General features: G+C 66.1%; 19 protein-coding genes and 1 pseudogene. 13 read left to right on the top strand and 7 right to left on the bottom strand.

The window, feature by feature from the left end; all coding sequences use genetic code 11:
* Positions 1 to 314: 314 nt before the first annotated feature.
* The 7 genes and pseudogenes from AYK61_RS04100 (at position 315) to AYK61_RS04070 (ending at position 8,119) form a co-directional block, all read left to right on the top strand.
* Positions 315 to 1,826, top strand: coding sequence for an NlpC/P60 family protein (locus tag AYK61_RS04100; protein ID WP_121872421.1), 1,512 nt, complete (start codon positions 315 to 317; stop codon positions 1,824 to 1,826).
* 214 nt (positions 1,827 to 2,040) lie between these two features.
* A complete protein-coding gene (locus tag AYK61_RS04095) occupies positions 2,041 to 3,282 on the top strand; it encodes a MoxR family ATPase (RefSeq protein ID WP_121869910.1) in 1,242 nt (413 codons plus the stop codon).
* Complete coding sequence (locus AYK61_RS04090; protein ID WP_183130147.1) at positions 3,279 to 4,277, top strand: DUF58 domain-containing protein; 999 nt, start codon at positions 3,279 to 3,281, stop codon at positions 4,275 to 4,277. Before AYK61_RS04095 ends, AYK61_RS04090 begins: the two co-directional genes overlap by 4 nt.
* Entirely contained in the window at positions 4,274 to 5,266 is a 993-nt protein-coding gene (locus AYK61_RS04085; protein ID WP_121869909.1) for a VWA domain-containing protein, read from the top strand. Before AYK61_RS04090 ends, AYK61_RS04085 begins: the two co-directional genes overlap by 4 nt.
* Positions 5,267 to 5,332: 66 nt before the next feature.
* Complete coding sequence (gene fabG1 / locus AYK61_RS04080; protein ID WP_121869908.1) at positions 5,333 to 6,055, top strand: 3-oxoacyl-ACP reductase FabG1; 723 nt, start codon at positions 5,333 to 5,335, stop codon at positions 6,053 to 6,055.
* A gap of 57 nt (positions 6,056 to 6,112) precedes the next feature.
* Positions 6,113 to 6,937, top strand: coding sequence for an NADH-dependent enoyl-ACP reductase InhA (inhA, locus tag AYK61_RS04075; RefSeq protein ID WP_094615150.1), 825 nt, complete (start codon positions 6,113 to 6,115; stop codon positions 6,935 to 6,937).
* A 103-nt stretch (positions 6,938 to 7,040) separates the two neighbouring features.
* A pseudogene (locus AYK61_RS04070) lies at positions 7,041 to 8,119 on the top strand (ferrochelatase).
* A 35-nt stretch (positions 8,120 to 8,154) separates the two neighbouring features.
* Here AYK61_RS04070 and AYK61_RS04065 read toward each other — a convergent pair.
* The gene (locus AYK61_RS04065; RefSeq protein WP_183130146.1) at positions 8,155 to 8,982 is read right to left on the bottom strand and encodes a hypothetical protein; all 828 of its coding nucleotides are present in this window, start codon (positions 8,980 to 8,982) and stop codon (positions 8,155 to 8,157) included.
* A gap of 76 nt (positions 8,983 to 9,058) precedes the next feature.
* On the opposite strand from AYK61_RS04065, the gene AYK61_RS04060 reads away from it, so the two are divergent.
* The 3 genes from AYK61_RS04060 to AYK61_RS04050 are packed head-to-tail and all read left to right on the top strand — an operon-like array spanning position 9,059 to position 11,542.
* Positions 9,059 to 9,868 (top strand): DUF3097 domain-containing protein, encoded by an 810-nt coding sequence (locus AYK61_RS04060; RefSeq protein ID WP_121872419.1) that lies wholly within the window; start codon positions 9,059 to 9,061, stop codon positions 9,866 to 9,868.
* A 54-nt stretch (positions 9,869 to 9,922) separates the two neighbouring features.
* The gene (locus AYK61_RS04055) at positions 9,923 to 10,354 is read left to right on the top strand and encodes an NfeD family protein (RefSeq protein WP_037190035.1); all 432 of its coding nucleotides are present in this window, start codon (positions 9,923 to 9,925) and stop codon (positions 10,352 to 10,354) included.
* Positions 10,355 to 10,357: 3 nt separating this feature from the next.
* Complete coding sequence (locus AYK61_RS04050) at positions 10,358 to 11,542, top strand: SPFH domain-containing protein (protein WP_121869906.1); 1,185 nt, start codon at positions 10,358 to 10,360, stop codon at positions 11,540 to 11,542.
* 12 nt (positions 11,543 to 11,554) lie between these two features.
* On the opposite strand, the gene AYK61_RS04045 is transcribed toward AYK61_RS04050, so the two are convergent.
* Genes AYK61_RS04045 through AYK61_RS04035 form a run of 3 tightly spaced genes read right to left on the bottom strand, consistent with a single transcriptional unit; the run spans position 11,555 to position 13,414 of the window.
* Positions 11,555 to 12,070, bottom strand: coding sequence for a hypothetical protein (locus AYK61_RS04045; RefSeq protein ID WP_121869905.1), 516 nt, complete (start codon positions 12,068 to 12,070; stop codon positions 11,555 to 11,557).
* Positions 12,067 to 12,666: a hypothetical protein gene (locus tag AYK61_RS04040; protein WP_121869904.1), complete on the bottom strand. Its 600-nt coding sequence runs from the start codon at positions 12,664 to 12,666 to the stop codon at positions 12,067 to 12,069. The genes AYK61_RS04045 and AYK61_RS04040 overlap by 4 nt, the downstream gene beginning before the upstream one ends.
* Before the next feature lie 31 nt (positions 12,667 to 12,697).
* Positions 12,698 to 13,414: a TVP38/TMEM64 family protein gene (locus AYK61_RS04035; protein ID WP_121869903.1), complete on the bottom strand. Its 717-nt coding sequence runs from the start codon at positions 13,412 to 13,414 to the stop codon at positions 12,698 to 12,700.
* A 170-nt stretch (positions 13,415 to 13,584) separates the two neighbouring features.
* Between AYK61_RS04035 and mutA the strand changes: the two genes are divergently transcribed.
* Genes mutA through meaB form a run of 3 tightly spaced genes read left to right on the top strand, consistent with a single transcriptional unit; the run spans position 13,585 to position 18,750 of the window.
* Positions 13,585 to 15,462: a methylmalonyl-CoA mutase small subunit gene (mutA, locus tag AYK61_RS04030; RefSeq protein ID WP_121869902.1), complete on the top strand. Its 1,878-nt coding sequence runs from the start codon at positions 13,585 to 13,587 to the stop codon at positions 15,460 to 15,462.
* Between the two features lie 16 nt (positions 15,463 to 15,478).
* Positions 15,479 to 17,749 (top strand): methylmalonyl-CoA mutase, encoded by a 2,271-nt coding sequence (gene scpA, locus AYK61_RS04025; RefSeq protein ID WP_121872418.1) that lies wholly within the window; start codon positions 15,479 to 15,481, stop codon positions 17,747 to 17,749.
* A 2-nt stretch (positions 17,750 to 17,751) separates the two neighbouring features.
* The gene (meaB, locus tag AYK61_RS04020) at positions 17,752 to 18,750 is read left to right on the top strand and encodes a methylmalonyl Co-A mutase-associated GTPase MeaB (protein ID WP_121869901.1); all 999 of its coding nucleotides are present in this window, start codon (positions 17,752 to 17,754) and stop codon (positions 18,748 to 18,750) included.
* On the opposite strand, the gene AYK61_RS04015 is transcribed toward meaB, so the two are convergent.
* Genes AYK61_RS04015 through AYK61_RS04005 form a run of 3 tightly spaced genes read right to left on the bottom strand, consistent with a single transcriptional unit; the run spans position 18,727 to position 21,579 of the window.
* Positions 18,727 to 19,803, bottom strand: coding sequence for a nucleoside hydrolase (locus AYK61_RS04015; RefSeq protein ID WP_121869900.1), 1,077 nt, complete (start codon positions 19,801 to 19,803; stop codon positions 18,727 to 18,729). The two genes, meaB and AYK61_RS04015, sit on opposite strands and share 24 nt — an antisense overlap.
* Positions 19,800 to 20,270 carry an OsmC family protein gene (locus tag AYK61_RS04010; RefSeq protein WP_121869899.1) on the bottom strand — a complete coding sequence of 157 codons (471 nt, stop codon included), beginning with the start codon at positions 20,268 to 20,270 and terminating at the stop codon, positions 19,800 to 19,802. Before AYK61_RS04010 ends, AYK61_RS04015 begins: the two co-directional genes overlap by 4 nt.
* A 43-nt stretch (positions 20,271 to 20,313) precedes the next feature.
* Positions 20,314 to 21,579 carry a trans-acting enoyl reductase family protein gene (locus AYK61_RS04005; RefSeq protein ID WP_121869898.1) on the bottom strand — a complete coding sequence of 422 codons (1,266 nt, stop codon included), beginning with the start codon at positions 21,577 to 21,579 and terminating at the stop codon, positions 20,314 to 20,316.
* Positions 21,580 to 21,623: the final 44 nt, after the last annotated feature.

The following is a 21,623-nucleotide window of genomic DNA, read 5'->3' as shown; positions in this document are numbered from 1 at the left end:
GTTGTGCCTGGTCGAATTACCAATGTGTCATTTGTGACTGGAGTTTCTTTAGGGTGCGAAGTGTCGTACGGTGCCATTGGCACTGCTGGGGAAGGAGTGTCGCAGAAGGCGGTTGTCATCCGTGGGGAACTCGGGAGGCCACTGCTTCGGGTGTGACTGACGTGGTTCGCACCTGTCGTATCGCTGCGTGTTTCTTTCCCGCCCGGCGAGAACGCTCACCGTCACCTGCGATCGGGGTGGAGGACGGAGAGCACCTCGACGGCACGACGGTTCGACGCGAACCCGAGTGAATGCCGGACCCGAGGGAGACATTTGTGAGCCGACGTCAAGTCCGCGGAACTCACCGCCGTGCACTCGTCCGTACCCGATTCGTGCTGGTAGGCGCAGGCCTTGTTCTCGCGTTGATGGCGACCCTTCCCGGGGTTGCCGCCGCGGTACCACCGCCACCGCCCAACCCCTCGGACACCGACATCGCCGCCGCGGGCAGCGCCGTCGATTCGAGCCTGGGCCAGGTCGGTCAGCTGATCGACGCGATTGCCTCGGCCAACCAGCAGCTGGCCCAACTCGACGACGAGGTCGCGTCGAAGCGAGAAGGCGTCAACAAGGCCCTGGTCGATCTGCAGAACGCACGTGACGCGGCCGATGTCGCTGCCGCAATCGTCGGCGCCGCGCAGCAGGCTCTCGCCGATGCAGGCACCCAGATCCAGGCAGCCCAGGCCAAGTTCGACGAGTTCGCCAAATCCAGCTACACCCAGGGCTCGGGCGTCGCCTCGATGGCGTCGTTCCTGGGATCGAGCGGACCGGACGACGTTCTGGACCGCGCCCAGGTCCTGAAGGTTCTCTCCAACAGTCAGAACGCGGTACTCGACGGCCTGCAGCGGGCCCGTACCGAGCAGGCGAACCGCGATTCGGCGGCGCGTGAGTCCAAGCAGCAGGCCGACGCCGCCGCCTCGGAAGCCGAGGCCAAGAAGGCAGAGGCCGAACAGGCCATCGCCGAGGCGCAGGCAGCGCTGCAGGCAGAGGCCGACCGGAAGGCCACGATCGAATCGCAGCGTGACTCGGCGCAGGCCGAACTCGATGCCGCCCGCAGCAACGTCGCCGGTCTGCAGGACCAACGAGCCGCGTACGGCGACTGGGAGGCGCAGAAGGCGGCAGAGGATGCGGCCATCGCCGCCGCAACGGCCGCGGCGAAGGAAGCTGCTGTACAGGCAGCTGCGCGAGTATCGGCCAACCTGGCGGCGCAGCAACGCGCGGCGGCCATCGCCGAGGGCCAGCGTTCGCACGTGGACGTGGACGACGATTCGAGCGCATCGACCGACTCGGACAGTTCGACCGCGACCACCCCCACCACGCCCAAGACACCCGCCAAACCGAAGACGTCCACGACGCCGTCGGTCACCGGAAGCGCAGCTGTCGAGTTGGCGATCGACCGCGGAATGAGCCAACTCGGCGTGCCGTACTCCTGGGGCGGCGGCGACGAGAACGGGCCGACCAAGGGCATCAGGGACGGCGGAGTCGCAGACAGCTACGGCGACTACAACAAGGTCGGCTTCGACTGCTCGGGGCTGATGATCTATGCCTTCGCAGGGCTTGGTATCTCGCTGCCGCACTACACCGGCTATCAGTACACGGCGGGCAAGCAGGTGCCGTCCTCGGAGATGAAGCGCGGCGACATGATCTTCTACGGACCCAACGCCAGCCAACACGTCGCGCTCTACCTCGGCGACGGGAAGATGCTCGAAGCCCCGCAATCGGGTTCGGTGGTCAAGGTGTCCGACGTGCGATACAGCGGAATGACGCCGTACGCCGTGCGCATGGTGTCCTGAGCGCACCCCCGGCGCGCGCGTCGGGGGTGCCTTTCGGCGCGCATCCCGATCACCTGGAATAGTTGATTGCGGCGGTATGAAACGTGCCCGACGACGATCGACTGAAAGCGGTGAATTCTTGGTGACATCACGTGACGGCCGGATTTCGAACGACGAGGGGTCGACGCGAGTCGAGTCTCCGACTCCGAATCCACCGGGTGGGGAGCCGAAGCGGGTGGACAGTCCGGCCCTGGCCGAGGACGTCCAGCTTCTCGAGAAGGCCGTGTACGAGGTCAAGCGCGTGATCGTCGGTCAGGATCGGCTGGTCGAGCGAATTCTGGTGGGGTTGCTCGCCCGCGGACACGTGTTGCTCGAGGGTGTACCCGGCGTCGCCAAGACCCTTGCGGTCGAGACTTTCGCACGGGTGGTGGGTGGCTCGTTCTCGCGAGTTCAGTTCACTCCCGACCTGGTGCCCACCGACCTCGTCGGCACCCGAATCTACCGTCAGGGCCGTGAGGAGTTCGACACCGAACTCGGACCCGTCGTGGCCAACTTCGTGCTGGCCGACGAGATCAACCGTGCGCCGGCGAAGGTGCAGTCCGCTCTGCTCGAGGTCATGGCCGAACGGCATGTGACCATCGGCGGCAAGACGTTCCCGATGCCCGATCCGTTCCTGGTGATGGCAACGCAGAACCCCATCGAGAACGAGGGTGTGTACCCCCTTCCCGAAGCACAGCGAGACAGGTTCCTGTTCAAGATCGTCGTCGACTATCCGACGGTCGAGGAGGAACGCGAGATCGTCTACCGCATGGGCATCAAGGCGCCCGAACCCAAGCAGATCCTCGACCCGGTCGAGTTGGTTCGCCTGCAGAATCTGGCCGGCTCGGTGTTCGTGCACCACGCACTCGTCGACTACGTGGTCCGGGTCATCGCTGCTACCCGTACTCCCGAGCAGTTCGGTATGGACGACGTGGCCAGCTGGATCGCCTACGGTGCATCGCCGCGTGCGACGCTCGGCATCATCGCGGCCTCCCGCGCACTGGCTCTGCTCCGGGGTCGCGACTACGTCGTTCCCCAGGACGTACTCGAGGTCATTCCCGACGTGCTCCGGCACCGTCTCGTGCTGTCCTACGACGCGCTTGCCGACGAGGTGACGCCCGAGACGGTCATCTCCCGGGTGCTGCAGACCGTCGGGTTACCGCAGGTGTCGCCGCAGGCGGTACCGCAGAGCAACGGATCCGGTCCGGACGGACCGCACTTCGATGGACGTCAGCCGCAGGGGCCGTACCCGACACAGGGGCAGTTTCCGGCACCCGGCCAGTTTCCCGGCCAGGGGCAACCGCCTGCACCCCAGCAGCCCGGCCCTCAACAGCCCAGCCCTCAACAACATCCGCAGGCCGGGCCGTACGGCCAGCCAGCACCGTCTCTGCAGAAGCCGTCGGGTGACGGATCATCGATCGGTACGCCGGGGCAGTGAGCGGATCCGACACCGCCTCCGCGACCGCAGGCCGAGCCGTGGTAGCCCGGCCACCGTCGTTCCGTTCGGGTGAGCTTCGTGATCCGAAGCTGGCCGCAGCACTGCGGACCCTGGAGCTGACGGTGCGTCGACGGCTGGACGGGGTGCTGCACGGTGACCATCTCGGGTTGATTCCCGGTCCTGGATCCGAACCGGGCGACGCCAGGGAGTACCAGCCGGGCGACGATGTTCGGCAGATGGACTGGTCGGTCACCGCGCGCACGACGCATCCGCACGTGCGGCAATCCGTGGCCGACCGCGAGCTGGAGACCTGGCTCGTGGTCGACTTGTCGGCCAGCCTCGACTTCGGCACCACCGGGTGCGAGAAGCGGGATCTCGCGGTCGCGGCCTCGGCTGCCATCACGCATCTGTCCGGCGGCGGCGGCAATCGAATCGGCGCGGTGGTTGCCACCGGTTCAGACACCAACCGCATTCCGGCACGGGGCGGCCGCGTGCACACGCAGTCGATGCTCCGTGCCATAGCCACCACGCCTGCTGCGGCCGACGGTGTGCGCGGTGACCTGCGCGCTGCCATCGAAGCGCTGCGACGGCCCGAACGCCGCCGCGGGATGGCTGTGGTGATCAGCGACTTTCTCGGGCCGATCGACTGGGAGCGCTCGCTTCGGGCCATCTCCGCTCGGCACGACGTGCTGGCCGTCGAGGTACTCGACCCACGTGATCTGGAACTGCCCGACGTCGGTGACGTCGTTCTCCACGATCCGGAATCCGGCCGCACTCGCGAATTCAGTACGACGCCGCGGCTGCGGGCAGATTTCGCGCGCGCAGCAGCCGCACACCGCGACGACGTGGAGAAGGCGTTGCGGCGGTGCGGTGCACCTCGATTGACGCTCCGCACCGACGGTGACTGGATCGCCGACGTCGTACGGTTCGTGACCGCACGCAGGCACACCATCGGATCCGGGTTCACCAACACCGCTCGGGCGGGTTCACGATGAGCCTGACCGATTTCGCGTCGCCGTGGTGGCTCGGATTCCTCGTCGTCGTCATCGCACTGACGGTCGGCTACGTCTGGATCCAGCGGCGCAAGCAGAAGCACGTACTGCGGTTCTCCAATATGGAACTGCTCGAGTCCGTCGCGCCCGATCGGCCGAACCGGTTACGTCACCTGCCCACCGCACTGGTGCTGGTCGGTCTGATGTTCCTCACGGTCGCGCTGGCCGGCCCGACGGCGGACGAGCGCGTGCCGCGGAACCGGGCGACCGTCATGCTCGTGATCGACGTGTCGCTGTCCATGGAGGCCACCGACGTCGAGCCGACTCGGTTGGCCGCCGCACAGGAAGCAGCAAAATCCTTCGCGGACGGTCTGACGCCCGGCATCAATCTCGGATTGGTCGCGTTCGCCGGTACGGCGTCGGTTCTGGTCTCGCCTACGGCCAACCGCGAAGCCACCAAGTCCGCCATCGACAAGTTGCAGCTCAGTGAGCGAACGGCCACCGGCGAGGCGATCTTCACCTCGCTCCAGTCGATCGACACTCTCGGCGCGATACTCGGCGGCGGCGACGCGGCACCACCGGCGCGCATCGTGTTGCTCTCGGACGGCAAGCAGACCGTTCCGCAGAACCTCGACGACCCACGCGGCGGGTACACCGCGGCGCGAGCCGCCAAGGACAAGAACGTCCCCATCTCCACCATCTCGTTCGGCACGAGCTATGGCTCGGTCGAAATCGAGGACGAGGCCGGAGTCGAACGGGTGCCGGTACCGGTGGACGATCCGTCGTTGCGGGACATCGCGGATCTGTCCGGCGGCAGCTTCTTCACCGCGTCGTCGCTCGAGGACCTCCGCGACGTGTACGACACCCTGGAGGAGCAGATCGGTTTCGAGATCACCCGCGGCGACGCCTCGCGTCCCTGGCTGATACTCGGTGTTCTGTGCATCTCGGTTGGCCTCGGTTCGGCGTTGGTGATGAGGCAACGTCTTCCGTGATCGTTGTTCTTACTCACCAGTAAGTTTCGCTTTGTCATTCCAGGACGAACAGATAGGTTGCTAGGCATGTCCACACCTGACTTCATCGCGCGATCAGTACTCGTCACCGGAGGTAACCGGGGTATCGGTCTTGCCATCGCCCAGAGGCTCCAAGCCGACGGCCACAAGGTAGCCGTCACCCACCGCGGCTCCGGCGCTCCCGACGGGCTGTTCGGAGTCGTCTGCGACGTCACCGACTCCGCCTCGGTGGACGCGGCCTTCAAGGAGGTCGAGGAGAAGCAGGGACCGGTCGAGGTTTTGGTCTCGAACGCCGGCACCACCGACGACACACTCATCATGCGGATGACTGACGAGCAGTTCTCCAATGTTCTAGACGCCAACCTCACCGGTGCGTTCCGCGTGGCGAAGCGGGCAAGTCGCTCGATGCTTCGTGCCCGTTACGGTCGGTTCATCTTCCTTGGTTCCGTAGTCGGAATGACCGGCACGGCCGGTCAGGCGAATTACGCCTCATCGAAAGCTGGCGTCATCGGCTTGGCGCGCTCGCTGACCCGTGAACTCGGTTCCCGCTCGATCACAGCCAACGTCGTCGCGCCGGGATTCATCGACACCGAGATGACTCAGGTCCTGGACGAGAAGATCCAGGAAATGGCCGTCAAAGCAATTCCGCTCGCGCGCAAGGGTAAAGCCGAAGAGGTTGCAGGCGTCGTGAGTTGGTTGGCTTCGCCTGATGCGGCTTATGTCTCCGGTGCGGTCATCCCGGTCGACGGCGGTCTGGGCATGGGTCACTGAAAGTCCCTTTCGCGCAACGATATAGACATTCACCTCCGATTTAAGGAACACTGCACCATGGGCGGATTGCTCGAAGGCAAGACCATTCTCATCACCGGCATCATCACCGATGCCTCGATCGCGTTCCACGCCGCTGCCATGGCGCAGGAGCAGGGTGCCAAGGTGATCATCACCGGGTTCGATCGGCTTCGGCTCATCGACCGCATCGCACAGCGTCTGCCCAAGGAGGTGCCCCCGGCGATCGAGCTCGACGCCACCAACGAGGAACACCTCGCTGCACTGGCCGACCGCGTACGCGAAGTAGCACCCGAGGGTATCGACGGGGTTCTGCACTCGATCGCATTCGCTCCCCGCACCCTGATGGGCCCTGACGCGAAGCCGTTCCTCGACGGCCCCGGCCCCGACGCCGCCAAGGCCTTCGAGATCTCGGCGTGGAGCTACGCATCGCTCGCGCGTGCAGTTCTGCCGGTCATGAACGAGGGTGGCTCCATCGTGGGAATGGACTTCGACCCGCGCACGTCGATGCCGTACTACAACTGGATGGGCGTGGCCAAGGCTGCACTGGAATCGGTCAACCGCTACGTCGCCCGTGAAGTGGGCGCCGCCAAGCGCATTCGCTCCAACCTCGTCGCTGCCGGCCCCATCAAGACCCTGGCCGCCAAGGCCATCGCGGGTACGGCAACCGACGATGCGGCCAAGATGAATCAGCTCAACGTCTACTGGGACGGCGCTGCTCCGATCGGCTGGGATGTCAACGACCCCACCGTCGTCGCCAAGTCGATCGTCGCGTTGCTCTCGGATTGGCTGCCCGGCACCACCGGATCCATCGTGTACGTCGACGGCGGAGCCAGCCACAACACGTACCTGCCCGAGAACATGTGATGCCGCGGTGGGCGAAACCGCACGTGGTTTCGCCCACCGAGAGGTTTCGTTCGCCGATCGGACCCCCGCCGGGGCCGGTCTGCGACGGGGGCACAATGGAATCATGACCACCCCTGGAGACTTCGACGCATTGTTGGTGCTCTCGTTCGGCGGGCCGGAACAGCCCGCCGACGTACGCCCTTTTCTGGAGAACGTCACTCGCGGACGTGGAGTGCCGCCCGAGCGGCTCGACGCCGTCGTCGAGCACTACATGCACTTCGGGGGCGTCTCGCCGATCAACCGACTCAACAGAGACATCATCGATGCACTCCGCGGCGAATTCGATTCCGCCGGAGTGGATCTGCCGATCTATTTCGGAAACCGCAACTGGCATCCGATGATCGAGGACACCGTCGCGACCATGAAGTCGGACGGAATCAGGAACGCGCTCGTCTTTCCGACCTCCGCCTGGGGCGGCTACTCCGGATGCAGGCAGTACCACGAGGACATCGCCCGGGCCCGCGCCGCCGTCGGTGACGATGCGCCGCATCTGCTCAAGATTCGGCAGTACTACGACCACCCGCTGATGGTCGACGCGTTCAGCGACGCGGTCGCATCGGCGCGAGCATCACTGCCCGAGCAGCACCGCGACGGTGCACGTCTGGTGTTCACCGCACACTCGATCCCCTCGGCCGCCGACGCCAACGCAGGCCCGCCCGAGGACGGCGGCCACCTCTACAGCCGTCAGGTGACCGAGGCCTCGAGGCTCGTCGCGGCCGCGTCGGGTGTCGACGACTACGACCTGGTGTGGCAGTCCCGCTCCGGCCCCCGCAGGTGCCGTGGCTCGACCCCGACATCTGTGATCACCTCGAAGCGCTGTCGGAGAAGTCCGTCGACGCCGTGATCGTGTGTCCGATCGGATTCGTGTCCGACCATCTCGAGGTCGTGTGGGATCTCGACACCGAAGCGGAGGAGAAGGCCCGCGAACTCGGAATGGCCTTCGCTCGCGCAGGCACCCCCGGATCCGACGCGCGTTTCCCACAGATGATTCGCGAACTCGTGGACGAATACCGAGTCGGTGGCCGATGCCGCGGACTCGGCAGCGTGCCCGGCTACGGTTCGACACTGGACGGCATTCGCTGCGCCGTCGGCTGCTGTGAGCAGCCCACCCGCCCCTCCAGGCCCGCCGCCGCCTCGTCGTGAACGTCTCTGCCTGACACCCGCTTCCCGATGGGGTGTCAGGCGGAGTGCATCGCCGCTTCGATGCTCGTCGCCACAGCGATGGTGCGCGCGGTACGCACTGCAGCCCACAGCGGTCGAACGAGTTCTTCACGTGCTGCGGCTGCCGACGCGGTCGGTGCTTCCGACGGAGCCGATCCCGCCGCGACCGTCAGAATGGCGGCGACCCGATCCGCCGATTCGAGGACGCGGAACGCCCTGTCGGACATTTCTGCGGGGTAGCGATGCCGTGCCGCGTCGGCGATCAAGGTGGCAATACGGGTACGCGGATCGGCGTCGAGGGTTCGGGTGGGTAGCGACTGCATCTGCGCGAGAGCGTCCGCCGCGCCGCGCACGGCCTCACGCATCTCGTACTCGGCCTCACCCAACCCCTGGTCCCGCTGTGCGTGCTCGGGGACGACGATCGAATACACGGTCCAGCGCAACACATCCGGGCCCTCCACGACGGGCACCAACCCGATCCCGGCGTTACCCGAGGTCCCGATCACCACCGCCTGACCGGTGCCGAGGGCAGCTCGGGAGAAGTCCGTGTTCGCGGGGAGGCCGCTCACCGCGCCGGGAACAGGCAGAACCAGCTTGACCCGATCGTCTCCGGCAGCGGGCGTCGACGCCGTTGCAGCCGCTCTGATCGCGTGCAGCAAGCCCGCGATTCCATCGGCGTAGCCGGGGTACTCCAGCCCGAAGTTCTCGGCCGCGTCCGCATCGCCCGCACCCACGAGATGCATCGGTGCCCACTCGGACATGGCGTCGATGACGTCGTCGGGCGAGCTGGCACCGGCCAGCCAGGAACCGGCCCACAGGGCGAGACTTGCACTCGAAGAACACACGACTCACGAGCATAGGTCGGCGTGGCGAACCGTGCTCGGGACGCCGGTGTCGCTAGCGTTGGTCGCCGTGAACGACATGTACGGCGGAGACATTCTCAAAGGGCACAGTCGCATGCGCAAGGTTCCGGCACCGGAGGTGTCGGCCGAGCGCGGATTGGTCGTCGAAGATGCCGGAACCGGGTACTGCGGTGCCGTGGTCGGCTTCGAGCGCACCTACGACGGAGATTTCGTCCGGCTCGAGGACGGTGCCCGCACGACGCGGCTGTTCGCCCTGCGCGAGGCAGCATTCCTGATCGACGGACGTCGGGTCACCCTGGTTCGGCCCAAGCCTGCGGCGGCAGCGGCGGCACCGACGCGTTCCGCGTCCGGTTCGACCAAAGTCGAGGGCCTACGCGCGCGCACCGCCCGTGCCAGCCGCATCTGGGTCGAGGGCGTGCACGACGCGGCCCTGGTGGAAAGTGTGTGGGGGCACGATCTTCGGGTGGAGGGCGTGGTCGTCGAGCATCTGGAGGGTCTGGACAATCTGGGGGAGCGGTTGGCAGATTTCGGTCCCGGCCCCGGCCGACGAGTCGGAGTGCTGGTGGACCATTTGGTGACCGGGTCCAAGGAGTCGAAGTTGACGAGGTCGCTGGGCGAGCACGTTCTGGTCACCGGTCATCCGTTCATCGACGTCTGGGAGGCGGTCAAGCCCGCTGCTGTCGGTATCGATGCCTGGCCGAAGATCCCGCGGGGTGAGGATTGGAAAACCGGAATCTGCCGAGAGCTGGGGTGGGGTAGTCCGCGGGAGGGGTGGCGTCGGGTGTATTCGTCGGTCTCGAGCTTCCGTGATCTCGAAGCACCACTGATCGGGGCCGTCGAACAATTGGTCGACTTCGTCACCGAGTAGGGCTGTGTCCAGCAACGCACCGGCAATTGTCCGATTCGTGCTTGGATGGAGGCTGTGGCAGCGATCATTTGGCTCATAGCGGCAGTGGTGCTCGCCGGTGCCGAGGCACTGACGGGCGACTTCTTTCTTCTGATGATCGCCGGCGGCGCGCTCGGCACCGCAGGCGTCTCGGCTCTGACCGATTTCCCGGTGTGGGCCGATGCGATCGTCTTCGGTGTCCTGTCGTTGGCATTGGTGCTCGGGTTGCGGCCCATTCTTTTGCGGCGCTTCGCGACTCCGCCCGACACCCCGATGGGAATGGCCGCGCTCACCGGCAAGAGTGCGGTGGTTCTCGAACAGGTCACTGCCCACGAAGGCCAGATCAAGCTCGGTGGGGAGGTGTGGACCGCTCGTCCACTCGACGAGACCGAGGTCTATGCCCCGGGTACCACCGTGACCGTGATGGAAATAGACGGCGCTACCGCCGTCGTATGGAAGGGACCGTAGCCAGTGGAAGCACTCATCGCACTGGCTGTCATCGTCGCGTTCGTCGCGGTGTTGATGGCCAAGTCCATCTCGATCGTCCCGCAGGCCGAGGCCGCCGTGATCGAGCGGCTCGGCCGCTACACGCGCACCGTGTCCGGTCAGCTCACGTTTCTCGTGCCGTTCGTCGACCGTATTCGCGCCAAGGTCGACCTGCGTGAGCGAGTCGTGTCGTTTCCGCCGCAGCCGGTGATCACCAAGGACAACCTGACCGTGTCCATCGACACCGTCGTCTACTTCCAGGTGACCAACCCGCAGTCGGCCGTGTACGAGATCAACAACTACATCGTCGGTGTCGAGCAGTTGACCACCACCACTCTGCGCAACGTCGTCGGCGGAATGACGTTGGAAGAGACTCTCACCTCGCGTGATTCGATCAACGGTCAACTCCGCGTCGTGCTGGACGAGGCAACCGGTCGCTGGGGCCTGCGAGTGGCCCGAGTCGAGCTCAAGAGCATCGACCCGCCGCCCTCGATTCAGGAGTCGATGGAGAAGCAGATGAAGGCCGATCGCGAGAAGCGAGCGACCATCCTCACTGCCGAGGGTCATCGTGAATCGGCGATCAAGACGGCCGAGGGCGACAAGCAGAGCCGGATTCTTGCAGCCGAGGGTGGCAAGCAGGCGTCCATTCTCACCGCCGAGGGTGAGCGGCAGTCGCGCATCCTGCGTGCGCAGGGCGATCGCGCCGCGAAGTACCTCGAGGCTCAGGGTCAGGCCAAGGCGATCGAGAAGGTGTTCGGTGCCATCAAGGCAGGCAAGCCGACACCCGAGTTGCTGGCGTACCAGTACATGCAGACGTTGCCGCAGATGGCTCAGGGTGATGCGAACAAGGTGTGGATGATTCCGAGCGATTTCGGTGACGCTCTCAAGGGGTTCGCCAAGACACTCGGTGCGCCCGGCGAGGACGGTGTGTTCCGGTACGAGCCCAACGAGTCGGCCGGCAACGAGCCCAAGCCCGAGGACGACTCGGACGAGGTTGCTGAATGGTTCGAGACCAAGACCGATCCGGCGGTCGCCGAGGCGGTCAAGGCTGCAGAAGCAGTGGCGCGCAAGCCGGTCGACACGTCGCTGGCATCCGCACCCGAGCTGTCGAAGGGGTTCGACGTCGGCGCCCTGGCGGCGTCGCCGGAGGCGGAGCCGGAACAGCGTTGAGTTCGGCCCCGATCAGTTGATCAGGGCAGTTCCGACCCCGGCAGCGGCCAGGGCCCACAGGACGCTGGCGAAGGTGCCGATGATGAACTGTTCGGAGGCATGGGATTCGCGCAGTTCGGGATAGCGCGCGAGTCCCTTGACTGCCAGCACGATGGCGATGCCTTCCGGCCAGCCGGCGAGAATCGACACCGCGACGGCCACGCGTTCGAGGATGCCTATCGTCAGTCCACCACGAAGCGGCTCGACCGGATCGTCTCCGGTCGAGTCGCGTCGTCGTCGTCGTCGTGCGATGCGAAACACGGTGGGTACCATCGCCGTTCCACCCAGGGCTGCGGCGACGACGCTCAGGACGACTCCGACGGCATGGCCGAGACCGTAGGCCGGTCCGGCCACCGTGGCCAGGACCGCCGCTGCCGCGAGCAGACTCGACGCCGCGACGGTGGGCAACCATCGGCGAATTCCGGTGCCGGCGGGAACGGTAGCGGCAACTGCGGTCAGCGCGAGCAGCACCAGGGTGGCGACGATCATGGTCGGTTGCTTCCCGTCGTGTTCGCTGTGTCGAGCAATCGAGTCGCCAGGGTGCGGCCCGCGTTCTCGACGTGCCAGCCGGCTACCGACAGTCGTTGCGACATGGCTTGTTTACTGATCTTCAACCGTTCGGCCGCGTCGGTCTGCGACAACCCGCGGGCCATGAGTTCGACAGCTTCTCGGCCCTGGTCCGATCGTCTGATGACAAGCAGCGCAACCAGGGTCGATGCTGTCTCCGCATCCTCGGCGGCAGCGACATCGGGGCCGCTGACGGCGAGTGCTGCCGGGGCATTCTTGGCTCGGGTCACGGCGTCTCGGGCTGCCTCGAACGCCGGTCCGCGTCCGGCGCGTGTCGTCTCGGGTAGCGGGAGTTCGACGGAGCCGATGCCGATTCCGACGCTCCAGTGCGGGGTGGAGACCAGTTCGAGAGCGATCGAGACGACGGTGGCGGCGTCCTCGCAGACGGCTTGCACTTCGTCTCCTGCGGTGCGCTCGAAGGGTCGGATCAGTTCGTGGTCGCGATATCGATCGAGCAGTTCGGGCACGCGATCGATATCGCGTCTACTGCGGCGTTGGTCCACGGTCAGCACGAACATTGGACAAGGCTAGATCGTTGATGTAGTTCAGTCAAGCTTCAAGGCTTGATTCGTCAGAATCAAGGTTCCCGACCTGTCGGCCGCCCGCGGGGGCAGGCTCGGATCGCGAACCGCGCGAGAGACGCCAATCCACGACCAGCCCACTCAGACCGATCGCAATACAGACCGCAGACAACACCAGCAGCGCCGGATGTGTCTCGCCTCCGATCGCTCCGCCGATCACGACGATTCCGAGAGTGCCAGGCAGCATCCCGACGGCCGTCGCCAGCGCGAACGGGACGGGCCGAACCGCCGACACCCCACACGCGTAGTTCACCAACGAGAACGGCACCGGCGCAATCAGACGCAGAGAGCCGACGGCCAGCCAGCCTCGTCGGCGCAGACTCTCGTCCACCGAATCGAGAGCCGAGTGCGACATCCGCGCCGCCACGGCTTCGCGACCGATCGCACGGACCAACAGCAGCGCCAGAATCGCGCTGACCGTCGACGCGCCGATGGTGACCGCCAGACCGGTCAGGGGCCCGAACAGCACTCCTGCACTGAGCGTGAACAAGGTCCTCGGGACGGGCGCTACGGTCACGATCGCGTGCACGCCGAAGAACACGAGCGGGAATGCCGGGCCGACGGAGGTGCCCCACTCACGAATCTGTTCGACAGTCGGATGGGGTGCGAACACCGCTACCAGAGCGAAGACGGCAATCACCGCCAGCAGCGCGATCAGTCGAACGTCACGCAGGTGCCGGGTCACGAGAGGCCAGCGTACCGGCGCGAGACGACACCTCGCTGCTTCCCGAGTTCGAGAGCAGAGCTGCACGACCGAACGTGAGGTGATCCTCACGATAACCTGCAATGCAGTGGGGTTAGCATCACTTCAAGTCGGGCGCAGGACTACCCGCCGAACCGAGGGAGCAAGCACACGTGTCCATCGCGTCGCACGAAGATGCCGCACGCAGCGCTCATGCGGCCTGGCAGAAGGCAGTGGCCGGTGTCCTGGCCAAATCTCGTCGGGTCGAGGTGGCCGATCTGCCCGCCGATGCCGAACATCTGCTCGATTCCACGACGTACGACGGGATCACCGTGTCCCCGCTGTACACCGCGTTCGACGAGCGACCGGAAGCTCCGCTGCCCGGGCAGTTTCCCTACCTGCGGGGCCGCGACCCCCACCGCGACGTCAACGCGGGATGGAAGGTGTGCACCCGCCACGGCTCGGTACGCGGCGCCGACGACGCGTCGATACTCAATACCCAGATACTCGATTCGCTCTCCAACGGCACCAGCGCCCTGTGGTTGACGGTCGGCGACGGTGGCGTCGACCCCACTGCTCTGCCGGAGGTTCTGCGTGGGGTGTTTCTCGAGCTCGCACCGCTGACGCTCGATGCGCGCGGGGACGCGTCCGCAGCGGCAGCCGCGGTGTTCGGGGTACTCGATTCGGCCGATATCGACGAGCGCGCCGCAGTCGACGTCCGGCTCGGCGTGTCCACTCTCACAGCGGGGTTGGGCGGAGCCGAGTCGATCGAGATGACCGAGGCGCTCGAGTTGGTTCGTGAGTCGATCGGTCGCGCCGAGACGGTTCGTGCGATCACGGTGGACGGCACCGTGTTCCACAATCTCGGTGGCGGCGACGCACAGGAGCTCGGCGCGGCGATCGCCGCAGGACTCGAGTATCTCCGGTCCATGACCGATGCCGGTATCGGCATCTCGGATGCCCTGCGACAAATCGAGTTCCGGTTCTCCGCCACCGACGACCAGTTCCAGACCATCGCCAAGTTCCGGGCCGCTCGCACGCTGTGGGCGCGGATCGCGCAGGTGTGCGGAGCTCCCGACGCCGGTGACGCTCCTCAGCATGCGGTGACCTCGGAAGCAATGATGTCGCAGCGGGATCCGTGGGTGAACATGCTGCGGACCACGCTGGCGTCGTTCGGAGCGGGAGTGGGCGGTGCCGATTCGGTGACCGTGCTCCCGTTCGATGCGGCACTCGGCGGCGGCGCAGCCGGGGTGTCGAAGACGTTCGCGGCCCGCATCGCCCGAAACACCCAGCTGCTGCTGCTCGAAGAAGCGCATCTCGGACGGGTCCTGGATCCGGGTGCCGGGTCCTGGTACATCGAAGAACTGACAGCAGCGGTCGCCGCGAAGGCCTGGGAGTTCTTCCAGACCATCGAAGCGTCGGGAGGATTCCGCGCCGCCGTCGACGACGGTTCGCTCGTGGCCGCGATCGAGAAGACTCGCGCCGAACGCGATTCCGACATCGCTCACCGAGTGACCCCGCTGACGGGCGTCAACGAATTTCCCAACCTGGCCGAGGCTCCGCTGAGTCCCGAACGAACCGCGCCGCAGGGGTCGACAACGGTGTATCGATACGGCCGGGCATTCGAGTCGCTGCGAGACAGGTCGGATGCCTATCTGGCCGAGCACGATTCGCGCCCCACAGTGCTCCTGGTGCCGCTGGGCAGCGTCGCCGAACACAACGTCCGAACGACATTCGCGTCGAACCTGTTGGCGTCGGGCGGTATCGAGGCGGTCAACCCCGGTCCCCTGACCGTGGACGCCGTTGCCGGGGCAGTGGAGGCGTCTGGAGCTCACACCGTCGTGGTGTGCGGCACCGACAAGCGATACGCCGACGAGGCCGCCACTGCGGTGGACGCGCTCCGGGCAGCGGGCGTCACGCAGGTTCTGCTCGCCGGCCCCGAGAAGATCTTCACCGGCATCGAGGGCACCTCGCGTCCCGATGGATTCCTGACCGCGAAAGTCGACGCCGTCGCAGTGCTGACCGAACTTCTCGACACCCTGGGAGCCTGAGATGAGCGAGCCTGACATGAACAACGACGAGCGCAGAATCTCGCACACCATCGGAAGTTTCGCCGAGGTGCCACTGGTCGATCCCGACGAGCCGACCCCGACGCCGCCGTCGGCCGAGGACGTCACCGCCCATGTGCAGCAGGGTGCGAAGGCCAACTTCTACACGCCCGAGCAGGTGGTGTGGTCCACCCCCGAGGGCATCGACGTCAAGCCGGTGTTCACCGAGGCAGATCGTGCCGCCGCCGAGGCCGAGGGCTACCCGCTGCACAGCTACCCGGGCGCACCGCCGTTCCTGCGCGGGCCGTATCCCACGATGTACGTCAACCAGCCGTGGACGATCCGGCAGTACGCCGGCTTCTCCACGGCGGCCGAGTCCAACGCGTTCTATCGTCGGAACCTCGCGGCCGGCCAGAAGGGTCTGTCGGTGGCGTTCGACCTGGCCACTCACCGCGGCTACGACTCCGATCACCCCCGAGTGCAGGGTGACGTCGGAATGGCCGGAGTCGCCATCGATTCCATCTACGACATGCGGCAACTGTTCGACGGCATCGACCTGGGCAGCGTCTCGGTCTCGATGACCATGAACGGTGCGGTGCTGCCGATCCTGGCGCTGTACGTCGCGGCCGCCGAGGAGCAGGGCGTCGGGCCGGAGAAGCTCGCCGGCACCATCCAGAACGACATTCTCAAAGAGTTCATGGTGCGCAACACCTACATCTACCCGCCCAAGCCTTCGATGCGCATCATCTCGGACATCTTCGCGTACACCAGCGAGAAGATGCCCAAGTACAACTCGATCTCCATCTCCGGCTACCACATCCAAGAAGCCGGTGCCACAGCGGATCTCGAACTCGCGTACACCCTCGCGGACGGTGTCGAGTACATCCGGGCCGGTCTGGATGCGGGCATGGACATCGACACGTTCGCACCGCGACTGTCCTTCTTCTGGGCTATCGGAATGAACTTCTTCATGGAGGTCGCCAAGCTGCGGGCCGGGCGTCTGCTGTGGGCCGAGCTCGTCCAGCAGTTCGAGCCCAAAAGCGCCAAATCCCGATCACTGCGCACGCATTCGCAGACGTCGGGTTGGTCGTTGACGGCACAGGACGTGTTCAACAACGTCGCCCGCACCTGCGTGGAGGCGATGGCGGCCACCCAGGGCCACACCCAGTCGCTGCACACCAACGCCCTCGACGAGGCACTCGCCCTGCCGACCGACTTCTCGGCACGCATCGCCCGCAATACCCAGCTGCTCATCGCACAGGAGTCCAACACCGTGCGCCCGATCGACCCGTGGGGCGGCTCGCACTATGTCGAATGGCTCACCCATCAGCTTGCGAACCGGGCTCGGGCACACATCGCCGAGGTCGAGGAAGCAGGCGGCATGGCTCAGGCCATCGGCGAGGGCATCCCCAAGCTGCGCATCGAGGAGGCGGCGGCCCGCACCCAGGCGCGCATCGACTCCGGCCGTCAGCCCCTCGTCGGCGTCAACAAGTACGTGCCCGACGAGCCCGACACCATCGAGGTGCTCAAGGTCGAGAACTCCAAGGTTCGGCGCGAGCAGATCGAGAAGCTCGAGCGACTGCGAGCCGAGCGGGACACCGCCGAGGTCGAGGCCGCTCTGGCGAACCTGACCAGAGCTGCGGCGTCGGACCAGCCGGGCATGGAGAACAACCTGCTGGCCCTCGCCATCGACGCGGCGCGCAAGATGGCCACCGTCGGCGAGATCTCCGACGCGCTCGAGAAGGTCTACGGGCGCCATCAGGCCGAAATCCGGACAATCAGTGGTGTGTACCGCGACGAGGCAGGCAAATCCGAGAACATCACCCGCGCCACCGCGCTGGTCGAGCAGTTCGCCGAGGACGAGGGCCGTCGCCCTCGCGTCCTGGTGTGCAAGATGGGTCAGGACGGGCACGACCGCGGCCAGAAGGTCATCGCCACGGCATTCGCGGACATCGGCTTCGACGTGGACGTCGGCCCGCTGTTCCAGACGCCCGAGGAAGTGGCCCGTCAGGCCGCCGACAACGACGTTCACGTCGTCGGAGTGTCGTCACTGGCAGCAGGCCATCTGACGCTGGTGCCCGCCTTGCGACAGGCCTTGGCCGACGTCGGGCGCGAGGACATCATGATCGTCGTCGGTGGCGTCATCCCGCCCGGCGATTTCGACGAGCTCTACGCGGCGGGCGCCGCGGCGATCTTCCCTCCGGGCACTGTGATCGCCGACGCGGCGATCGGGCTGGTGGAGAAGCTGTCCGTTGCGCTCGGACATGCACCACGCGAGGCCAACGCCTGAATATGAACTCTCCGAACAAGGGCCGCGCCATCGACATCGACGCGGTTGTGGAGTCGGTCCGAGCGAACGAACGATCCGGTCTGGCCCGTGCCATCACCCTGGTCGAGTCCACCCGCTCGGATCATCGTGACCTGGCTCAGCAGTTGCTGTTGCGGGTGTTGCCCGACGCAGGCGGCTCCCATCGGGTCGGCATCACCGGAGTGCCGGGCGTCGGCAAGTCGACGTTCATCGACGCGCTGGGGATGCGGTTGATCGAGAAGGGGCACCGGGTCGCGGTGCTCGCCGTCGATCCGTCGTCGACGCGTACCGGTGGTTCCATCCTGGGTGACAAGACCCGGATGTCGCGGCTCGCGGTGCAGGAGAACGCATACATTCGGCCGTCCCCGACGTCGGGAACTCTGGGCGGGGTCGCACGCGCGACGCGGGAGACGATCGTGCTCCTCGAAGCGGCAGGCTTCGACGTCATTCTGGTGGAGACGGTGGGCGTCGGGCAGTCCGAGGTGACGGTCGCGAACATGGTCGACTGCTTCACGTTCCTCACACTCGCGCGCACCGGAGATCAGTTGCAGGGCATCAAGAAGGGCGTTCTCGAGCTCGCCGATCTGGTGGCCGTCAACAAGGCCGACGGCAAGCACGCGACCGACGCGAAGAACGCGGCGCGGGAGTTGGCGGGGGCGCTGCGGCTGATCTACCCGCACGATGCGATCTGGAAGCCTCCGGTGTTGACCATGAGTGCCATCGAGGGCACCGGACTCGACGAGTACTGGGATACCGTGCTGCGGCACCAGCAAGTACTCAGCGACGCAGGCGAATTCGCGGAGAAGCGCCGCAAGCAGCAGGTCGATTGGACCTGGACGATGGTCAACGACCAACTGCTGCGCAGGCTGGCGCAGAATCCTTCCGTCAAGGCGATTCGCGGCGACGTCGAAGCCCGTGTGCGCGACGGTTCTCTGACGGCCGCATTGGCCGCCCAGGAGCTACTCGACGCGTTCGATTCCTGACTCCGTTTCGGCCGCAGGCGACGCGGGGTAGAGCCGGGCGGCGAGTGCTCCGACCCGTTCGATCAGTCGGTCGAAGAACGCCTCGGGATCGGTGTGCGTGACGATCGCCGCGTTGGGGGCCTTTCCCCACATCCCGCGCCAGTCCGCGACGGTCGTTCCGCGGGTGAGGGTTCCGACTAGTTCGACGTCGACGGTCGCATGTCGATACCTGGCTATGTCCGGTTGCACGGCCACCGCTGCCGCGAAGGGATCGTGCATGTGCGCCAGGAAACCCTGATCGTGATCGCGATGGAACTCCATGTAGAACCGCACCGCGTCGGAGAAGTGCCGAACGATCGGGTTCGACGCGATCGACCGAACACCCGGTGCGTCGTCGGTGGAGATCGACTCCACCGGAAGGCTTCCCGCTCGCGCGGCCAGCCGACGGATGTGCTCGGGGGTCATTTCGATGGTCTCGGTGACGTCGAGCGCGCAGACGACGGGATACCGTTCCGGCGGTAGTCCCGAGAAGGCCGAGAACACTTCTGCGGCGGCCTCCGGGTCGACGGCGATGTTCCACTCGCTGGTCGGTGTCGTGTTGCCCTGGTGCTGAAATGCGCCGCCCATCAACACCAGTCGCTTCAGCAGTCGAGGTAGCTCGGGATCCCGACGGATCGCGAGAGCGAGATTGGTCAGCGGGCCGGTCACCAGCCCGGTGATCTCGCCCGGCCGCGAGCGAACCAGCTCCACCCACATCGTGGTGGCGTCCCGGTCGGACAGCGGCCGCGTCGACACCGGAAGCTCCGCGTAGCCGATGCCCTGCGGCCCGTGAGTGTCCTCGGTGGTCATCAGCGGTGCCACGAGGGGTACCTGTGCGCCGAGCGAGACCTCGACATCGTCTGCGCGGCACAGGTCGAGCCAGGCGAGATTGTTCGCGGCAACCTGGTTGACCGGGACGTTGCCCGCGGTGGATGCGATGCCGAGGATCTCGGCATCCTCGCTGGCCAGCAGGTACAGCAGCGCCAGAGAATCGTCGATTCCGGTGTCCACGTCGACGATCAAAGGGACGGTCATGACGCCACCTCTGTCGTCGGGGTGTGCCGCACCGGGAAATTGACCGATCGCGCGATGAAGCACTTCGACGATGCGGACGCGTGCAGCTTCTCGGCGCGCGGCACCATCGACGGGTCGACGACGGTCACGACCGGAGCCAATGTGACCTCGACGAACTGACCCGAACCATCGGATTGTTCGGTCATCACTCCGGTGGGGGAGTCGGTGTATCCGGTGACGACCACGCCCGATGCTGCAGCGAGCCCGAGGTACCACAGCATGTGGCAACTCGACAGTGAGGCGACGAGCATCTCCTCGGGATTCCAGCGTTCGGGATCGCCCCGAAAGCTCGGATCGGAGCTTGCGTGCAGGTCCGGCTTCCCGGGCGCCGAGACGATGTGATCGCGGTCGTAGGCTGCGGCGCCGGTGGTACCGACGCCGCGGTTGCCCGTCCAGTTCACCGTGAGTCCGTAGTTGTGGTTCGGCACGGGTCCATCGTGCCAGCACCTGTCCACAACGACGAACGGGATTTCAGTTCCGCTTGGCCCAGATCTCCATTCCGGCGGCGTTGAGACGATCGACGAGGACGTCGCCGATCGCGGTGGCGGGCGTGAGAACTCCGCTGGCCTTGGGCAGGGCATCGCCGCCGTGCACGAGCGCGAGTGCCGACTCCGCCAGCATGACCGCGGTGGCCTTGTAGCCGGGGTCACCCGAGGCCTTGACCCGCGCCCGGTAGCGCGCGCCGGAGGTGGTGAGGGTGTACAGGTCGACCGTGAAATGTCCCTTCTCCCGGGCTTTTTCACTGGGGCCGGTGCCCGGCTTGGGCAGAATGCGGTCGAGCACCTTGCCCGGAAGCACCGTCATGGCGGACACACCGACGAACAGCCCCGCAGACAAGGCGCCGGCGAGGACGGGGCTGGCGAACGACGAGCCGACACTCATCACCTCGCTGTAGCGGAACTGCTTTCCGTAGGCCCAGTCGCGAAGTGCGTTGGTGCGCCGGACGACTCGTGTGTTGTACGAGGCCATCACGAACGGTGCTTTCCAGCCACGCAGGCTCGGGTCGATCTTCTTGCCGTCGATCAGCACGGTGTCGAGCTGACGGCCGAGCTGCGGCTCGAGGCCGCGATCGGGACTGAGCGAGTACGGCCGCGCGGCGATGCGTCGGGCCCGCTTGTCCTTCTTCATCGCTTCGATCTGCCCGCGCAGCGAGTCGATGGTGCCGCCGCTGACCCCGCCGGACATCGACGTGACCACCAGGGTCGTGTCGGTCAGCTCACCGGCATTGTCCGCGGTCACTGCCTCGTACAGGGCGTGCACGCCGATGTCGGACGGAATGGAATCGAAGCCGCACGAGTGGACGATGCGAGCCCCGGTGCGCTGAGCGATCTCGTGGTTGGTGTCGATGCTCTCGCGAGCGAACAGCACCTCGCCCGTGAGGTCGACGTAATCCGTCCCGGCCTCGGCACACGCGGTTGCCAATTCCAAGCCGTACTTGGCGTAGGGACCGACGGTCGTGATGACGACCTTGGTCGATCGGGCCATGGCCTTGAGCGATGCGACGTCGGTGGCGTCGGCCTCGAGTACGGACCACTGCTGAGCCCTCGAGCCCAGATCCTTCCGCGCAGCTTCCACCCGCGACCTCGAGCGCCCTGCGAGGGCGATCCGGGTGTCGGCCGGTGCGTGCTCGGCGAGGTACTTGGCCGTCAATTTCCCGACGAAGCCGGTGACGCCGTAGACGACGATGTCGTGAGTGCGATCGGGGCCGATGGTCGAGTCGGATGCAGGCGAGTTCATACCAGCGACACTAACGCGGGTCACCCCGGCGAGTCGACGCGCCG

It is taken from the genome of Rhodococcus sp. SBT000017, assembly GCF_003688915.1.
Lineage (GTDB): Bacteria > Actinomycetota > Actinomycetes > Mycobacteriales > Mycobacteriaceae > Rhodococcoides.
This window is presented reverse-complemented; position numbering and strand designations above follow the sequence as displayed.

What these genes read in the sequence shown, in the direction of transcription:
- AYK61_RS04015 (WP_121869900.1), bottom strand. Translation starts at nt 19,803, where the DNA reads ATGACCGTCCCTTTGATCGTCGACGTGGACACCGGAATCGACGATTCT.
- fabG1 (WP_121869908.1), top strand. Translation starts at nt 5,333, where the DNA reads ATGTCCACACCTGACTTCATCGCGCGATCAGTACTCGTCACCGGAGGT.
- AYK61_RS04040 (WP_121869904.1), bottom strand. Translation starts at nt 12,666, where the DNA reads ATGTTCGTGCTGACCGTGGACCAACGCCGCAGTAGACGCGATATCGAT.
- AYK61_RS04045 (WP_121869905.1), bottom strand. Translation starts at nt 12,070, where the DNA reads ATGATCGTCGCCACCCTGGTGCTGCTCGCGCTGACCGCAGTTGCCGCT.
- inhA (WP_094615150.1), top strand. Translation starts at nt 6,113, where the DNA reads ATGGGCGGATTGCTCGAAGGCAAGACCATTCTCATCACCGGCATCATC.
- AYK61_RS04005 (WP_121869898.1), bottom strand. Translation starts at nt 21,579, where the DNA reads ATGAACTCGCCTGCATCCGACTCGACCATCGGCCCCGATCGCACTCAC.
- AYK61_RS04060 (WP_121872419.1), top strand. Translation starts at nt 9,059, where the DNA reads ATGTACGGCGGAGACATTCTCAAAGGGCACAGTCGCATGCGCAAGGTT.
- scpA (WP_121872418.1), top strand. Translation starts at nt 15,479, where the DNA reads ATGAACAACGACGAGCGCAGAATCTCGCACACCATCGGAAGTTTCGCC.
- AYK61_RS04085 (WP_121869909.1), top strand. Translation starts at nt 4,274, where the DNA reads ATGAGCCTGACCGATTTCGCGTCGCCGTGGTGGCTCGGATTCCTCGTC.
- meaB (WP_121869901.1), top strand. Translation starts at nt 17,752, where the DNA reads ATGAACTCTCCGAACAAGGGCCGCGCCATCGACATCGACGCGGTTGTG.